Source organism: Clostridia bacterium (assembly GCA_035628995.1).
Taxonomy (GTDB): domain Bacteria; phylum Bacillota; class Clostridia; order Lutisporales; family Lutisporaceae; genus BRH-c25.
Genome location: DASPIR010000029.1, coordinates 79,492 through 96,374, shown reverse-complemented (window position 1 = coordinate 96,374; position 16,883 = coordinate 79,492). Strand labels below are relative to the sequence as shown.

Sequence of the window (16,883 nt, the reverse complement as noted above, 5' to 3'; positions counted from 1 at the left end):
AGTGTGAAGCATTATGTTAGAATCAATATGAATTAAATAGCGAAATAGTTCAGGTGCTTAGCCGGAGGCAATTCCTCCGGTCAGCTTAAATGGGAAATGGGTGAAAACCCCATGCGGTCCCGCCACTGTAACGGTGAGTATCCTATGTGTCCACTGGAGCCAATGCTCTGGGAAGGTGTAGGAATACGATGAACCTAAGCCAGGAGACCTGCCTGAGTTTGAAGCTTACCTACGAGAGATAGGGAGGTGCTTAGTACAGCATTTTTGTTCCTTCTATTAGTAGAAGGAATTTTTTGTTTGCACAGGGGTGTAGATTATGCAGTAAAGGAATATTAAAATTTATCTTTGAAGGAGTGTAGTAATTAAATGAAGAAGCTATTGATAATTGCAATTGCAATGATAATGATACTAAACCTCACAGCCTGCGCTAAGCCTGTGGCACCGCAGGAGCCAGCACCAGCACTGAATGCGGAGACTGCCGGCACAGAAAAAATCGAAGTGACAGATTTTAAAGGCAGGAACATAGTACTGGATAAGGTTCCTCAAAGAATAGTATCCCTTTCACCATCCAATACCGAGATACTTTTTGCTCTTGGGGCAGGAGACAGGGTTGTCGGAGTTACCAGCTACTGCGATTATCCTGAGGAGGCTAAGAAGATTGAGCAGGTTGGGACCTTTGAAGGTCCGAATATGGAGCTTATAAAGAAGGTTCAGCCTGATGTTGTGCTGGCTGGATATATTCAGGAGGAATCCGTCAAAGCCCTTGAAGCCATGGGCATTACTGTAATTGTAACGGAAGCAGAGAGCTTTGAAGCAATTTACCAAAGCATAGGTATTATTGGCAAGATTACGGGGACTGATGCTAAGGCTGTAGAAATTGTAGCCGGCATGAAAAGTAAAATTGCAGAGATAGAAGCTAAGACAAAGGATAAGAAAAAACCCACAGTATTCTATGTGGTATGGGCTGATCCGCTTACTACTGCTGGATCAAAGACTTTTATCAATGATGTAATAAAAGCTGCCGGAGGAATCAATGTCGCTGAAAAGGTTCAGAGCTGGGCAAAATACAGTGCAGAAGAGCTTGTAAAGGATAATCCTGAAATGCTTGTGGCAGCTTTGCATTCTACAGATAAAGGTATGAATAAGGAAGATTTATCTAAGAATCAGGTGTTTGGCAAGCTTGAATGTGTTAAACAGGGAAAAGTATATGTAATGTCTGATGACAATGTAATATCAAGGCCGGGACCAAGAATTGTCCAAGCGGTTGAAGAGTTGCACAGAGTGTTCTTCGGAGAATAAAAGGTAGGGGCGAACACTGTTCGCCCGTACAGCATAGGCATAAAGAGGGGAAAAATAAATGGATTATCAGATACAGGTTGAAAAGCTGAGCTTCAGCTATGATTTCAAAAAAGTTCTGGAGCAGGTCGACATGAGTATTAAGAAGGGGAGTTTTTTTTGCATAGTAGGTCCTAACGGGTCAGGCAAAAGCACCCTTCTCAAGCTTATTTCAACTGCACTTAAGCCCCAGAAGGGTGTTGTGTACCTGGAGAACAGAAATATCAAGCATATGAAGCAACGGTCCATTGCTAAGCTGCTTTCTTTTGTTCCTCAGAACACCTCGCTTGAATTTGACTTCAAGGTTTCTGATGTTGTGCTTATGGGCAGGTATCCATATGTGAACAAGCTCAGGGGGGAGACGCGTGAAGATTTGGAGGTTGCAGATAAAGCCATGCAATATACCAACACGACTCACTTGAGAGACAGAAGCTTCATGGAGCTTTCCGGGGGAGAACGTCAGAGGGTAATTCTGGCACAGGCATTGGCACAGGAGCCAGCTATACTTATTCTTGATGAACCGGTATCTCATTTGGACCTCCAGCATCAAGTTGAAATATTGAACCTAATAAAAAAAATGTGTGTTGATAAGAAGCTGACAGCAATTACAGTTCTTCATGACCTCAACATGGCTTCTGCATACAGCGACTATATTGTTATGATGAAGGATGGTGAAGTGAAGCAGCAGGGTACTCCGTTTGAGACCTTGACTGCTTCCAACATCAAGGATATATTCAGTACTGACGTCTATGTTTCAGTCAGTCCGGTAGGAAATAAGCCATATATATATGCCCTTACAAGACCTAACATAGTAAAAAAGGATATACGAATACATGTGATATGCGGTGGAGGAAGCGGAAGCGATATAATACGAAGGCTTCATTCTGAAGGCTTTGACCTTAGCAGTGGAGTACTTGCCATTGGTGACCTAGACTGGAAAATCTCCAAGGAGAACGATGTGCAAATTTCGGAAGAAGTGCCTTTTGCAGGCATATCAGAGGAAGCATATTTGAAGAACAAGGACTTGGCTGTTGAGGCTGATGCCATAGTGCTCACTGGATTGTACTTCGGCAAGTCCAATAAAAGAAACCTGGAGCTCCTGCTTGAAAAGGAACTGGAAGGTAAGCCTCTATTCATACTTGGGGACGAGAGCTTTGCAGAGAGGGATTACACAGGAGGCGCTGCCCTGCAGCTTTATGAAAGCATAAAAGGCCGGGACAATGCAATTCTTGTAGATAGCAAGACCTTGAACGATGAAATTTTGAAGGCGGTTGGAACCCATGGAGAGAAATAATAAGAAGAGTTGGCTGGTACTTATAATACTCATTGTGCTTTTTATAGCATCACTGCTGCTTGCAGCAGTTACAGGAGCTGTAAAAATCAGTACAAGGGAAATAATCGAGATATTGACCAGGGGTGCTGATACAGTTAATGCCTCTATCCTTATAGATATAAGGCTTCCAAGGGTATTGCTGGCGGCGGTTATAGGAGCTGGTCTTGCTGCTGTAGGTGGAGTAATGCAGGCAATATTTAAAAATCCGCTGGTAGATTCCTATACCTTGGGAATGTCTTCGGGGGCAGCCCTTGGGGCGGTGATATCTATTATTACCGGCTTTAACATTAGCATCATGGGAATAGAGTCTACAGGAATATTCGCATTCATTGGTGCTGTATGCACGTTATTTTTCGTATATAGTCTTGCTTATACAAAAAATAGGATGTCAGTCAACTCACTTCTGCTCGCAGGGGTGGCCGTAAGCTATTTTCTGGCATCTGTTATATCCTTCCTGATGATGATGAATCATGATAAAATAGAGCACATTGTGTTCTGGACTATGGGAAGCCTATCCATGGCAACCTGGAATGAGTTTTACATAGCGTCGATATTCATTGTACCGGCATTGGCGGTGCTGCTATATTATACCAGGGAGCTTAACATACTCGTAATGGGAGAGGAAGCAGCCCATCATCTCGGCATCAACACAGCGGCTTTGAAGAACATATTGCTTATAACCTGCTCTCTGATAGTAGGCATTGTGGTTTCTACAGGAGGGACAATCGCTTTTCTGGGATTGGTAGCTCCTCATATTATTAGACTGGTAATAGGCTCTGACAATAAAAGGGTGATACCTTACTCGGCACTTCTGGGAGCGATACTGCTTTTGTTATCTGATACTGTGGGCAGGGTGCTCATACAACCGGTGGAAATACCAGTAGGGGTAATGACTTCGATAATGGGAGGGCCGTTTTTCATATTCCTCCTGCGAAGGCAGAAAGTGAAGTAGGTACGGGGTTCGAGGTGCGAGGTGCGAGGTTTCGAGGTGTAGGGACGACCAGTGGTCGTCCGTTGTTTTTTGTGATATTATCTTTATATATAGAAATACCAAGTTATTTCGGAGGTAGTTTTTTTGAGGAATATAGAAGAAATCATAGTAAACAAGGTTGCATTGAACGTGCTTGACAGGGAGAACAACACTACAGTATTGACGGAGAAGGCACTGGAGTTGACAGAAGAGGTGTATGAGTATTTTGAAAGCCATCTGTTAAAGATCCTTAAGGATGAAGAAGCCAAGCCGGCCTTCTTTGGTGAGGAAAAGAATATAGTCAGGGACCTGTGCAAGGAAATATTCGAGGATGAGGAGCAGTTCGTGGATAACAGCAACAAGCTGTCGCAGTATTTGTTCAGGTGCATTGGCACAGATGAAAAAGAATCCTCCGGAGATATGGCTGTCTGCCATTTTGAAACTCAGGAAGGAAAGTACCTTGCACTTCTTAAGCTAAATTTTACAAATTCCTACTGCCATTATATCAAGGATAGCGAAGGCAATCCGGTAGTAACGGTGGGTGTTAATCGTACAGGGCTTCCGGGGCTGAGCCAGAAGGTATCCAAGGCTGTTGTGATAAGGGAGCTAAAGGATGATGGCGAATACAATATGCTGGTATTGGATAGGGACAAGGAGGGTATATTTATAAACTCCTTCCTCAAATGCACATTTGTAAGGGACAGGCGGGAGAATACCAAGATAATCAACCGAGTATCGGAGCAGTTTGCCAGAAAAGCCTTCAAGGATAATGCTCAGGAAGCAGAGCGCTTTAGAACAAGGTTATCCGACCACTTGAGGAACCAAGACAGCTTTGATGTGCAAAAGGTTGCTGAGGATAATTTCAGTGACATGATGGTCAAGAATGAGTTCAAGGCTGTAATGGTTAATGAGGGAATTACTGAAAATGATGTGCCGATAGACAGAGAATGGGCGGAAAAGAAGCTTAAGAGGAAGCGGTTGAAAGTGGACAAGTCCATTGAGCTTTATATAGACAATGAAGTTTATAACGATAAGGATAAATTTCAGATTAAGAGGAATGGTGACGGCACAATAGATATCATACTTAAGAATGTAAGAAACTATACAGAAAGATAACGAAGCTTCTGTCGAAGCATTCTAATAGCATGGTTACGGATAACACGGAAGACACGGATGTTTCACTGAATTACACGGCTAATTATTCTTTCCCGCCGTGTATTCAGTGGATTTCAGTGTCTTCAGTGTTACACGTAACTTTTGTTTATTTCATTATATCCTTCATACATTGGATGGTATAATCAATATCTTCCTTGCTGACATCATTGTTTGTGACATACCTCATGAGTCCGCCTTCTATGCCATTTATCTTGATGCCTTTCTCAAGTAATTGGGTTACAAGCTTTTCTGAGCTCACTCCCGTTTCCTCCATATCAAAGAAAACCATATTTATATGTACATCCTCATGGGTAAGCTTGATTCCAGGTATTTCCACCAGGCGTTTTGCCATATACTTTGCATTATCATGATCGACATGGAGACGCTTCGACATTTTCTCCAGTGCTATAAGTCCGGCGGCAGCAAGTATACCTGTTTGGCGCATTCCGCCGCCCAAGAGCTTTCGATTCTTCCTTGCCTTATCTATGAACTGCTTGCTGCCTGCAAGCATGGAGCCGACCGGAGCGCATAAGCCCTTGGAAAGGCAAAACATTACGGAGTCGGTATACTGCGTAATCTGTGACGCATCTACGCCAAGAGACGCTGCAGCGTTGAAAAGCCTTGCTCCGTCAAGATGAACAGGCAAGTCATGTTTCTTGGCTATATCATATATTTCCTTCATTCTGTCAAGCGGTACAACTGTGCCGTTTGACAATGCATTCTCCATACAAATGAGTCCTGTCTCAGGAAAGTGTATGTCATCTTCTCTTATAGTCTTCTCAACGGATTGTGGTTCCATGATACCCTTGTGCCCTTTGATGGTTCTGAGCTGTACACCTGATAATACCGCAATGGCTCCTACCTCATGCTGGACTATATGACAATTCTCTTCTGCTATTATCTCATGTCCTCTTCTTGTATGTGTCATGACTGCCAGCTGATTTCCCATGGTGCCGCTTGGCACAAAAAGTGCAGCCTCCTTACCGACGTACTCTGCAGCTTTTTTTTCTAAGAGACACATAGTAGGGTCGTCTCCATAGACATCATCCCCGACAATTGCTTTTGCCATAGCCTCGCGCATCTCATCAGTGGGCTGTGTGACAGTATCGCTTCGCAAATCTATGTATTTCAACACTAAAACCTCCATTATTATTAATTCATTACTATTATACAATAATAAGTGCTTATTAACATCACAGATTTTCAAACAATTCAAAATGTTAATAATGCACTTCCAATACATTTCGCGAAATACATATTACATGCTTTATTCAAATTTCGCGTAAATGTTTCCTTAGCTGTTATTGAATTCGCACTTTACCCAATGCGAATACTATTGTGCGTTCAATATTAATGTAGTGCCCTGCTTCTACGAACGAATTCTATTACAGGGCACAAGTGCTTATTGTGGAAATAGAAAAATTTTTCATGTAAAGCTTACCTTTGTTCTGTATGAAAGCAAAGCCTAATATCATTTATTATAGTCAATCAATGTTTCAAATTTAAACCATCTAAGGAGTGATATATAGTGTTGAGGAATAGGCTAAAGCTTACATTTACTCTTTCATTTATAGCGATTATTGTCTTGTGCGCAGCTTTAATTTATACAGGAAGGCTTCCGTCAGCTTTTACTGCCTTTACGGAGAATATTGAGGGAGAAAAGGCTTCAAAGCAGCTTTTTGAAGCTTATAACGTTATGGATAACACATTTCATTTTGAACTGCCTGATTCGTGGCATACGCAGGAAGTATCCTTTGCAGGGGGGGAAATACTATATCACATGAATTTTATCTCCCAGGATAAAAGGATAAATGGCTTTGTACAGGTGTGGAAGCTTTCCAAGCCTCTGAAGCAGTTTATTGAAGAGTCAAAAGAGTCAGCTGTAGGCGTAGTTGACTTTAAACACTTTGATATCAAGGAGATTATGGCAGACAACAAAAAAGGCTATTTGATCGATTACAGCAGGGCAAACCCTGAGGGGGAGTATAATAGGGCATACGAAGCTTTTATTGAGGGGTACTCTAATAAAGTATACAGGATAAGCTTTTTTGTGCCAGAAAAAGAATGGAAGAACTATTATAAAGTTCTGTTTGACAGAATAATACATACCATGAATATCAAAAAATAGATAAATAGCAACATCATTCATATAATAAAACATGCAATTCAATTATTTTTTAAAGGAAAAAGCGAATTTTTGTCGAATCAATTCTATTGGTTATATTATGCCGTCTATGTGTGTAAACCTAAGCATTTTTGGAGGTGTTGGACATGTCTATAAATATGGTGTTATGTGAGGACAAGCAGGTTATATTGAACAATATCAGGACAAGCTTAGAAAAGGTTATTAGGCAGAATGGCATAGACGCAAAGGTATGCTTTACAACAGATAATCCCAAGAGGGTAATCGAATATGCAAAGCAATATGCGCAGGGTATTAATGCGTACTTTCTTGACATAAACCTTGGGACTAATATGAATGGATTGGAGTTGGCCAAGCAGATCAGGAGCTTTGATCCGTATTGTTATATAACCTTTGTCACAGGTCATCCGGAATTGTGCATGACGGTGTTCAAATATCATATTGAAGCCTTTGAATATCTTATAAAACCGGTATCTTATCAGGCACTTGAGGAGTGCGTACTTTCCATAAATAAGCACTATAGCAACTATCTGAACTACCAAAAGCATAATAAGAATGCAATAATTAAAATCAGGTCAGGAAACTGCGATTACAACATAGAACTCCATAATATCATATTCGTGGAATCAATAAATCAAAAGCTTGTAGTACATACAAAGAGCCGAAACATAGAATTTTTCGGTTATCTAAAGGATATAATCAATGAACTTAATAAAAGCGGAGAGAATTTCTGCCGCTGTCATCGCTCATACATTATCAACATTAACCATGTAAAGGAAGTCAACTATAAGGATTCGTACATAATAATGTCCAATGACGAAAAGTGCTTTATGTCGAGGCAGCAGAAAAGTGAAATAAAGGTAGTATTGGATAGGATGGTTCAAGAGAATGATAGTACTATATAGGATATTTATCAATACAATGGCAATAGTTATTTTTACATATTTGGCGCAGGCATTGTACAGCTTTCAAAGAGAACAGAAAGTATTACTGAGGTTTGTCATTATCACAGCTTTAGGCACTAATTTACTTGTATATTTGGACCAATACATTGGAATGGGATTGCGTGCTCTGATAATGCTGCCGTTTATGATGCTTATGTCATATTTCTTGTTGAAGCTCGGCTTGATTCAGTCAATTGTTGTTAATATCACAAATGCCATCGCCCTTGCAGTTGGGGATATATCTGCGGTGTTCATTTTGGTCAAGATATATGGGTATACTCATGAAAAGATTAAATCCCATATTTTGCTATCCTTAACCGCTGATTTAATAATATACGGAACTGTAATAATAATAATTTTTCTTATAAGGCTCATAAGACAGACTCAAGAAATGACAGACAAATACAAGCGCAGCATAAGTATAAAGTCATCAATATACATGTTTGCTACCTTTATTGTAATTGCGGTTAACTATTCAGTATATATAAAGTTTATTGGGGTGGTAGATCAAAGCGTAATACTGGTAAATGTAGCTATCATGTGGATGTATCTTATACTAAGCCTGTACATCAATTTTACCAACAGTGCATTGACTTTGAAGGAGCAGCAGTATGACCAACAGCAGGACTATATAAAAACGATAGACAGCCTTATAAATGACTTCAGAAGACTGAAGCATAGCTATGCCAATACCATATATAGCTTTTATGGATATATTCAGGAGAATGATATACAGGGTTTGAAAACCTACTATTCCGAGGTAATGGATGAAACAAAAAAAATGGACAGCAATTTGCTTCTGGCTTTGCAGAGAATAAAGGTATATGCAATATTCGGACTGCTGTGGAATAAGATTAATGAAGCTGAGAGCAGGGGAATAGAGGTGGGAGTGCAGGTCATAAATGAAGTGCATCAAGTTAGCATGAAGCTTACCGATCTATGTGAAGTGCTGGGAAACTACCTTGACAACGCAATTGATGCAGCAGCGGTTTCGGATATTAAAAAAATGAACATTATTCTGACTGATGGTGAAGGTTATCTGACAATAAGTGTTGAAAATACCTACGAGGGCACTGTCGACGTGGATGAGATACAGAAAAAAGGGTATTCTACAAAGGGAAACAACAGAGGATTTGGTCTAGCAATAACCAATCAGGTATTATCCAAGTATGCCAATATATTGCATAACACATTTATTGAAGAAGGAATATTTAAGCAGGAGCTTATAATAAAAAAATAAGAGCACGATATGTGCTCTTATTTTTTTTATTAGTCTCTCTTAATTAACGATTCCGGCATCTTAGGTTCCCTTAACGACCAGAAGTAACAAGCTGTTGTTGAAGTACTTGCTATAAACAAAGCTAAGGTACTGATAAGGACCAATAGTGGTTTCAAGAATCTTTTCATTTCTATACCTCCCTTTTATTGTTTATACTTATACCCACACCGTACATGCTGCCTGCCAGCTTGTAAGTTATGGGTAGTATCAATATTGTTTCAACTAAAACAGCAAATGCTATTATTGAAGAAATTGAAGTGCCCAAGTTGTATGCTGAAGCCAAGTAAAGAGCTATGACTGCAAAACAAGACAGCACTTTTAATTTTTTTCGAAGCTTCCTGCTTGCTATAGGCCGCTCTTCAGTGTCGGCAGGCGCATATCTTAATACTGCAGAGAAGCATAGCGCAAATATAATACTTACAACATATATATTTAAGTCGATAACCATTCCCGAATATACAATACCAAAGAAAAATAACGCACTTGCGGGAAGGCATGTCCACTCTCCCTTTGCATGAACGCCTGACGCAAATGTGCGTAAGGCGCCGAAGCTTATAAAAGCAATAAGAAAATCCTTGAATATATTCAGTAAGATTGCTAAGAAGAAAATAAGCAGCATTTTGTATGAGTTTGTGATAAAGACCGCTATTCCATAATTAATCTCAGCAAGCTTTCGTTCTGACAAATCCTCCAAGTTTTCTGAAATAACTGCAGTTAGCTTTTCACTTAATCTTTCGGGAAATTCCATAAAATCATTCCTTCTGCAAATTAATAGAACTTAAGCTTATAGCTTAATTCTATATACATATCGGAAGCGCTTCAATAGATTTTATATGAACAGGCCTAATTATTATACCAAATGTAGAAACATGCCAATGAATACTAAAATTATCGATTATTGTTATTGGGATTCTTCTCCATCAAGTCTTCAATAGGTATATTCATGCTCTGATTGTCCGACAGAAGTTTTACATGTGCTGTAGCATTATCTCTAATAACGCTCTCAATCCATATTGGTGAATCCTTATAGGTTACCTCAATAATTCCTTTGGAATTAATAATTTCTTCTGCTCTGTTTATGTCCATTAAATCATCTCCTTTTTATTATTATGCTTTTGTGAATGACAATTAATCCGAAAAAATATCACAAACATTTGTTGGAATAATACTCCTTTTTTGTAAAATATACAATACATTTTTAAATACTGTTTTTGGAATATTATATTAAGCAGCAAAAAAAATAGGATTGGAGAGGGATGCAACAATGCCTGAAACTGAAAGGGGAAGCCTTGTAATAATCGGAGGGGCAGAGGATAAAAGAGCAGATAAAGCTATCCTTAAAGAAGTAATAAAGCTTGCAGGCGGTGAAGGTGCGTCCATAGCTCTAATCACCACTGCAACCAACAGCCCTGTAGAAGCGGGTTTGGAATATAAAAGACTTTTTAGTGAGTTGGGAGCAAGAAGCGTTGTATCAATAAATATCACAGATAGGGAATCTGCAAATAATATTGAAGGTTTGAAGGTTCTTCATGATGCTACCTGTATTTTTTTTGTAGGTGGTGACCAGCTGAGAATATCAAGCATATTGGGTGGCACTGAAGTACACCGGATATTAAGAAAACAATATGAAGAAGGCAGGGTAATTGCTGGAACCAGCGCAGGAGCTTCGATGATGAGTGAGATAATGGTTGTGGAAGGGAAAGATGAGGAAGCACCAAGGAAATGTACACTAAAGATGGCTCCGGGAATGGATCTCTTAGCGGGTGTAATAATAGACCAGCATTTTAATCAAAGGGGAAGAATTGGAAGATTGCTGGCGGCTGTGGCACAAAACCCAAATGTTTTAGGAATTGGCATAGATGAAGATACTGCGATGATTGTAAACAAGGATCTGGAGTTTACTGTCGGAGGCTCTGGAGTAGTTACAGTTGTGGACGGCAGAGATATTTCCTATACTAATATTTCAGAACAGCATCCTGATGATCCTTTGGCAATAACTAATGTAAGAATACACATTTTACCAAAAGGGTATGGGTTTAATTTAGTAAAAAAACAGGAAATACTAAAAAAGCAAGATTAAAAATATAAAACATTTTTCTCAAAAACATAAGGAGGAAGCATTGTGATTACTGTAAGCAGTCATGCTTATCAAGGAAAAAGCATTTACAGCTACAAACCCGTGGTGAAACTGGTAGTTGACTTAGGCAGATATGCCGACACTCCGACAAAGGACATTGAAGGCTTTAATGAAGCTCTTCAAGGGCTTCTGCCGGGATTGAAAAAGCACTTTTGTTGCAGAGGGTATGAAGGAGGCTTTATTGAAAGGCTTCAGGAGGGAACATATTTTGCACATGTAATGGAGCACATAGCAATTGAACTGCAAGCCATGCTGGGTTATGATATCAAATTCGGCAAGACAAGGGTTACAGGAAAAGAAGGAATTTACAATATAATATATGGATACGAGAACGAGCACGCTGGCTTGGAATCAGGCAGGCTGGCAGTGGAAATCATGGAAGGAATACTGGCAGGAGAACTGCCGGATATAAATAAAAGGCTGCAAGACATTAAGAAGGTATGCATTGCAACGGATTTTGGAGCAAGCACCGCTGCAATCACAAAGGAAGCAAAAGAACGGAATATCCCAATAATACGCTTGGGTGATGGAAGCATTTTGCAGTTGGGATATGGAAAAAGTCAGAAAAGAATAGAAGCAACGCTTACTGAGAATTCATGCTGCATAGCGGTTGATATTGCATGCAATAAGGAGCTTACAAAGAGTATACTCAGCGAATATGGAATACCTGTTCCGGCTGGAAAGATAGTAAAGAGCGAGCAGGAGGCTTTGGAATATAGTGAAAAGCTAGGCTATCCTGTTGTAGTGAAGCCCAATTATGGAAGCCATGGAAAAGGTGTATCCATAAACCTTAAGAGTCCTCAGGAAGTATTGGAGGCATATAGGATAGCAAATGAATACGAGGATACGATCCTAGTAGAAAAATATATAAAAGGCAGCTACTATAGGGTATTGGTCGTAGGAGACCAGGTGGTAGCAGCTTCCCATAGAATCTCTGCTCACGTTACAGGTGACGGAGCAAGGACGGTAAGAGAGCTTATTCATAAAGAGAACAGCAGCCCCCTAAGAGGTGAAGGGCATGAAAAGCCATTGACCAAGATAAATATTGATAAAGTGGCAGAACAATATCTTAGGAAACAAAATTTGACTCTTGAGTATGTGCCCAATGATGGAGAAATAGTATACCTGCGTGAAAATGACAACCTGAGTACAGGTGGAGTTGCAATCGATGTTACTGATGAATTGCACGAGCAAAACAAGAAGTTAATAGCTCAAGCAGCCAGAATTATTGGTCTGGATGTAGCTGGTGTTGATATAAGCACTGCAGATATCTCAAAGCCTATTACTGAAACAGGAGGGGCCATTATAGAAATAAATGCAGCACCGGGAATCAGAATGCATCATTACCCCTATAAAGGCACCCCAAGAAATGTGGCAAAGCATATAGTCGATATGCTATTCCCTGAAGGCAGCACAGGCAGAGTACCTATTGTGTCAGTGACAGGGACGAATGGAAAGACAACTACCTCCAGAATGATAGCGCATATTATAAAGCAGATGGGCTTTATTGTAGGGATGACTACCACAAGCGGAATATATGTGAACGATGAGCTGATCAAGTATGGAGACAACACAGGCCCTATAAGCGCTAGGACAGTACTTATGGACAGAAGGGTTGAGTATGCTGTACTGGAGACCGCCAGGGGCGGAATAGTTAATCGTGGGCTGGGCTATGATGAAGCAGATGTAGGCATTATAACCAATATTACGGAGGATCATCTGGGGATTGATGACATTAATACTCTGGAGGACTTGGCCCATGTGAAGTCTTTAGTTGCAGAAGCGGTTAAGAAAGATGGTTATGCAGTATTGAATGCAGATGACCAATATTGTCTCAGTATGAGGGAAAGGATAAAAGCAAATGTTATTTTATTTTCTCTGTCAACCGAGAATGAGGCCATAAAAAGCCACGTTCTTGATGGGGGAATAGCCATTTATAGCAATGGCAGCACCATTTTTGTAAATAAAGGCGGAGTAGAGCTGCCATTTATTGAAGCAAAGGCTATCCCTGTTACAATGAATGGAGTATTGAGGCATAATATAAGCAACAGCATGGCTGCAATTGCTGGCGCAATAGGGATGGGAATCCCCGTAGAAAGCATAATAACAGGCCTGTCAACCTTTAGGAGCGATACTGCCAGCAATCCGGGGAGATTTAATTTACATGATGTTAATGGCATAAGGGTGGTATTGGATTATGGACATAATATCGACGCTTATCGTGTGGTTATAGATTCGTTGAAGCAAATGAAAACCGGCCGCCTTATAGGAGTTATAGGGACACCTGGAGACAGGACAGATTCTAGTAATATAATAATAGGAAAAATGTGCGGGGATTGCTTTGATAGGATTTATATCAAGGAAGACAGAGACAGGAGAGGGCGAGAGCCTGGAGAAGTCGCAGCCTTGCTTGAAAAGGGCTGCAGGATGGCAAGTATCAAACCCTCAGAGGTACTGATAGAGCTGGCGGAGGATAAGGCTTTAGAAAAAGCTATCTCAGATGCAGTGCCAGGTGACATAGTCATAGTTTTCTTCGAAGAATACCAGCTTATGTTGGATGTAATTGAAAGGATGACTGTGGATTTGTCAAAGGTACAGCAAATTATTGCATAGCTCCACCAAATATAAGGATGGTACTGAAAATGGATAAGAAGAAAGAAAAGAAAGCCAGCATAGATTCTCTAGAGGCGTTGACAGATGTGGAAATTGACTACCCATTGGTATATAAGCATGATATTGATCAATTTGGCGGAAGAAACACCACCGAAGAGAGATATCCTATAAGCGAAATAGAAGATGATCAGTAGAAAAAGCCGGCATATGCCGGCTTTTTGTATGATAGAGGGAAGAAACTTTTACAGTATCGGAGGTTTTCGTTTTTTTGCTGCTTGCTCGTAAGCATAGGCATACTTGATGAGCTGTGGTTCTGTATAAGCTCTTGATGTGAATGTAATGCCGAAGGGCTCTCCTTCATTGGTATAGCCTGCGGGTACTATTACTGAAGGGTAGCCTGCCCTGGCCGCTATGTCACAGCCTAAATAGCTGGGAAAGACAACAGCATCAAGGTTATATTTGTTCAGGACCATATCTATGCCTTCAGTTTGCGAAAGGCGCAGATCCTTAAGCCTCTCGAGTATATATTCGGATTCCGCAAGAGTCCCTTTTGTTTCCTGGGATTTTACCAGTATAGTCTGACCATATTTCAGAGCCTCTTCCGGTTTGGAGTTATTGAAGTCTATTATATCCTTAAGGGTATGCATTGTTCTGCTGCCTCCGTAACGTGCAAGATATGAATTCATATCACTCTTGAACTCATACAGAAGCACTTCGTATTCCTTGAATTCCTTGGCTGAGGGTATGTCTGCCGGTTCAACGATTACAGCGCCAAGCTCTTTTAATAATTTAACAGCAGCTTCTGCTAGCATAATCTGTTCCATGGAAAGCTCATCGTAAAAGTAATCTCTAGGTATACCAATTCTTACCCCTTCAAGCCCGGCTTTATCCAAAAATCTTGTATAATCCATGAAAGATCTTCGACAGCTGGCAAGTGTGACAGGGTCTTCACTGTCTTCGCCTGTTATTGCACCAAGCAGCAAAGCAGCATCGGCGACAGTCCTGGCTATGGGACCTGCTGTATCCTGACTATGAGCTATCGGGACGATGCCACTGCGGCCTACAAGTCCCACTGTGGGTTTGATGCCTACAACTGAATTACGGCATGCGGGACTCAATATCGATCCGGAGGTCTCAGTGCCTATAGCTCCGGCACAGAAGCTGCAAGCAACTGAAGCACCTGAACCCGAGCTGGAGCCTCCAACATCAAATTTTCCAGGTCCGTAAGGATTCAACACTTGACCTCCTCTTGAACTGTATCCATTAGGCATATTTTCAGTCATGAAATTAGCGAACTCTGTAAGGTTTGTCTTCCCAAGAATTACAGCACCTGCTGCTCTTAGTTTTTTTACGACAAATGCGTCCTCAGGTGCATAATTATCTGATAGTGACAGGGATCCTGCTGTAGTGTGCATTTTGTCACCTGTATTTATGTTGTCCTTTATAAGTATGGGGATTCCATGCAAGGGGCCGATGGGTCCATTTAACTCCATATGCCTGTCAAGGGCTTCAGCAATATGGATAGCGTCAGGATTTATTTCTGCAACTGAATTAATGGATAAGCCGGACTTATCGAATTTTGCGATTCTATCAAGGTACATAAGCACCAATTCTCTTGAACTCACTGCCTTGGCATTGATAGCCTCCTGCATATCCGCGATTGTCGCCTCTTCAACTATAAACTTCTTTATTTGAGACATACTTTTATTACCCCCTGAATTATTTATTTGTTTTCTATTCTTCACCTAAAGCTAAAATTCCTCTGAAAATCGAGCATGTAAATGCATTAAAAGTACTAATTATTTTATAAAAATATAATACTAAATGACTATAGAATAGGACCAGGTTTTAGTATATAATAATCTATAAACAACAGAAAAACGACAACATTTTCCAGCATGTATGCAAAATGTGAAAAATTTTCACACTTTTGCTTCCTTAATATACATCGCGGTCATAACTAGAAAATCAGCATATTCTGTGATATATTCTATAAGCGCAGCTGCCTTTAATAGAATGGCACTTGCTACGAAATAGATTTATAAATTCCTTAAATATAAGATATTGAGGTGGATTGAATGGATATACACAGTGGAGATACCCTGGTTTTTGCTGTAGATAACATGACTAAGATATGGAAAATATCAAAGGTGGACAACAATGTTGTAAAAATCTTTGAGGAAGACGGATCTTACAGACAAATGCCGTATACATATCTTGTAGAAATGTTTGAAAGAGGTTATATAAAAGTTGACATCCCGTCAATGGCTTGGTAATTAAGTAGTTAACAACCTATTGCTCTTAGAGCAGTAGGTTTTTTATTTTGTGTCGAAAAATGTAGAATTATATTGCAATTTAGCAATGGATGAAAAGATAATGAGTACATGATATAATATTTCTGTAGAAGCCGTAGAGAAGTTAGGGAGGGGGTAGGACTATTTTACTGCAAGGTATTAACTATCAGGTTGTTGCTAAGAAATATCCGGGAAAAAATCCAAGAGTGTTTTTTAGAAATGAATGTTTTGAAATATATATAAATAATACTGCTGATTTTGAAAGTGGAATGGAAGCAATAGATGAAGCTTTACGCGGATGGTTTAATAAAAAGGCTGAAGATATATTTGGTGAAAGGCTTAAACATTACTGTGGGATAATTGACGTAAAATACCACAGATTCTGTATAAAAGCCCAGAAGACAAGGTGGGGAAGCTGCTCAAGCAAGGGAAACCTTAATTTCAACTGGCGGCTAGTTATGGCACCGGAGTGGGTTCTTGATTATGTGGTTGTGCATGAGCTATCACATCTTAAGCATATGAATCATTCCAAGGATTTTTGGGATACAGTGGCTGTATACGTTCCTGAGTATAAAAAGGCTGTTGCATGGTTGAAGGAAAACGGTGCGACGCTTAAGCTGCAATTTGCATAGTGGGAAGGAACTCAGAGATTCAGCAGACTGCCTATGGGATATACAGTG

The 16,883-nt window shown here is 40.2% G+C and carries 17 protein-coding genes and 1 riboswitch; of the genes, 12 read left to right on the top strand and 5 right to left on the bottom strand.

The genetic code is table 11. From position 1 onward, the window contains the following. Positions 1-34: 34 nt before the first annotated feature. A riboswitch (cobalamin riboswitch) is annotated at positions 35-231 on the top strand. A 135-nt stretch (positions 232-366) separates the two neighbouring features. The 4 genes from VEB00_13230 (at position 367) to VEB00_13215 (ending at position 4,754) form a co-directional block, all read left to right on the top strand. Beyond that, positions 367-1,299, top strand: a complete 933-nt coding sequence (locus VEB00_13230; protein HYF83978.1) for a cobalamin-binding protein — start codon at positions 367-369, stop codon at positions 1,297-1,299. Positions 1,300-1,357: 58 nt separating this feature from the next. Next, positions 1,358-2,629, top strand: a complete 1,272-nt coding sequence (locus VEB00_13225) for a heme ABC transporter ATP-binding protein (GenBank protein HYF83977.1) — start codon at positions 1,358-1,360, stop codon at positions 2,627-2,629. Further along, the gene (locus tag VEB00_13220; protein HYF83976.1) at positions 2,616-3,620 is read left to right on the top strand and encodes an iron ABC transporter permease; all 1,005 of its coding nucleotides are present in this window, start codon (positions 2,616-2,618) and stop codon (positions 3,618-3,620) included. Before VEB00_13225 ends, VEB00_13220 begins: the two co-directional genes overlap by 14 nt. Before the next feature lie 123 nt (positions 3,621-3,743). Further along, positions 3,744-4,754 carry a nucleoid-associated protein gene (locus VEB00_13215; GenBank protein HYF83975.1) on the top strand — a complete coding sequence of 337 codons (1,011 nt, stop codon included), beginning with the start codon at positions 3,744-3,746 and terminating at the stop codon, positions 4,752-4,754. Positions 4,755-4,899: 145 nt separating this feature from the next. On the opposite strand, the gene ltaE is transcribed toward VEB00_13215, so the two are convergent. Continuing rightward, the gene (ltaE, locus tag VEB00_13210; protein ID HYF83974.1) at positions 4,900-5,925 is read right to left on the bottom strand and encodes a low-specificity L-threonine aldolase; all 1,026 of its coding nucleotides are present in this window, start codon (positions 5,923-5,925) and stop codon (positions 4,900-4,902) included. Between the two features lie 396 nt (positions 5,926-6,321). Here ltaE and VEB00_13205 point away from each other — a divergent pair, with 396 nt between their 5' ends. From VEB00_13205 to VEB00_13195, 3 genes are all read left to right on the top strand, one after another. Continuing rightward, positions 6,322-6,921, top strand: coding sequence for a PsbP-related protein (locus tag VEB00_13205; GenBank protein ID HYF83973.1), 600 nt, complete (start codon positions 6,322-6,324; stop codon positions 6,919-6,921). Between the two features lie 143 nt (positions 6,922-7,064). Next, positions 7,065-7,841, top strand: a complete 777-nt coding sequence (locus VEB00_13200) for a LytTR family DNA-binding domain-containing protein (GenBank protein ID HYF83972.1) — start codon at positions 7,065-7,067, stop codon at positions 7,839-7,841. After that, positions 7,825-9,120 carry a GHKL domain-containing protein gene (locus VEB00_13195; protein ID HYF83971.1) on the top strand — a complete coding sequence of 432 codons (1,296 nt, stop codon included), beginning with the start codon at positions 7,825-7,827 and terminating at the stop codon, positions 9,118-9,120. The genes VEB00_13200 and VEB00_13195 overlap by 17 nt, the downstream gene beginning before the upstream one ends. Positions 9,121-9,149: 29 nt before the next feature. Here VEB00_13195 and VEB00_13190 read toward each other — a convergent pair whose 3' ends face one another. From VEB00_13190 to VEB00_13180, 3 genes are all read right to left on the bottom strand, one after another. Beyond that, positions 9,150-9,287 carry a cyclic lactone autoinducer peptide gene (locus VEB00_13190; protein ID HYF83970.1) on the bottom strand — a complete coding sequence of 46 codons (138 nt, stop codon included), beginning with the start codon at positions 9,285-9,287 and terminating at the stop codon, positions 9,150-9,152. A gap of 2 nt (positions 9,288-9,289) precedes the next feature. Beyond that, positions 9,290-9,907 (bottom strand): accessory gene regulator B family protein, encoded by a 618-nt coding sequence (locus VEB00_13185; GenBank protein ID HYF83969.1) that lies wholly within the window; start codon positions 9,905-9,907, stop codon positions 9,290-9,292. A 140-nt stretch (positions 9,908-10,047) separates the two neighbouring features. Beyond that, positions 10,048-10,245: an H-type small acid-soluble spore protein gene (locus tag VEB00_13180; protein HYF83968.1), complete on the bottom strand. Its 198-nt coding sequence runs from the start codon at positions 10,243-10,245 to the stop codon at positions 10,048-10,050. A 178-nt stretch (positions 10,246-10,423) separates the two neighbouring features. On the opposite strand from VEB00_13180, the gene VEB00_13175 reads away from it, so the two are divergent. Genes VEB00_13175 through VEB00_13165 form a run of 3 tightly spaced genes read left to right on the top strand, consistent with a single transcriptional unit; the run spans position 10,424 to position 14,103 of the window. Then, positions 10,424-11,239: a cyanophycinase gene (locus tag VEB00_13175; GenBank protein HYF83967.1), complete on the top strand. Its 816-nt coding sequence runs from the start codon at positions 10,424-10,426 to the stop codon at positions 11,237-11,239. A 42-nt stretch (positions 11,240-11,281) separates the two neighbouring features. Beyond that, the gene (gene cphA / locus VEB00_13170; GenBank protein HYF83966.1) at positions 11,282-13,909 is read left to right on the top strand and encodes a cyanophycin synthetase; all 2,628 of its coding nucleotides are present in this window, start codon (positions 11,282-11,284) and stop codon (positions 13,907-13,909) included. A gap of 29 nt (positions 13,910-13,938) precedes the next feature. Then, entirely contained in the window at positions 13,939-14,103 is a 165-nt protein-coding gene (locus tag VEB00_13165; GenBank protein HYF83965.1) for a hypothetical protein, read from the top strand. A gap of 48 nt (positions 14,104-14,151) precedes the next feature. On the opposite strand, the gene VEB00_13160 is transcribed toward VEB00_13165, so the two are convergent. After that, positions 14,152-15,609 carry an amidase family protein gene (locus VEB00_13160; GenBank protein HYF83964.1) on the bottom strand — a complete coding sequence of 486 codons (1,458 nt, stop codon included), beginning with the start codon at positions 15,607-15,609 and terminating at the stop codon, positions 14,152-14,154. 378 nt (positions 15,610-15,987) lie between these two features. On the opposite strand from VEB00_13160, the gene VEB00_13155 reads away from it, so the two are divergent. Both VEB00_13155 and VEB00_13150 read left to right on the top strand, forming a co-directional pair. Next, entirely contained in the window at positions 15,988-16,185 is a 198-nt protein-coding gene (locus VEB00_13155) for a hypothetical protein (GenBank protein HYF83963.1), read from the top strand. A gap of 161 nt (positions 16,186-16,346) precedes the next feature. Beyond that, a complete protein-coding gene (locus VEB00_13150; protein ID HYF83962.1) occupies positions 16,347-16,835 on the top strand; it encodes a M48 family metallopeptidase in 489 nt (162 codons plus the stop codon). Positions 16,836-16,883 lie beyond the last annotated feature (48 nt).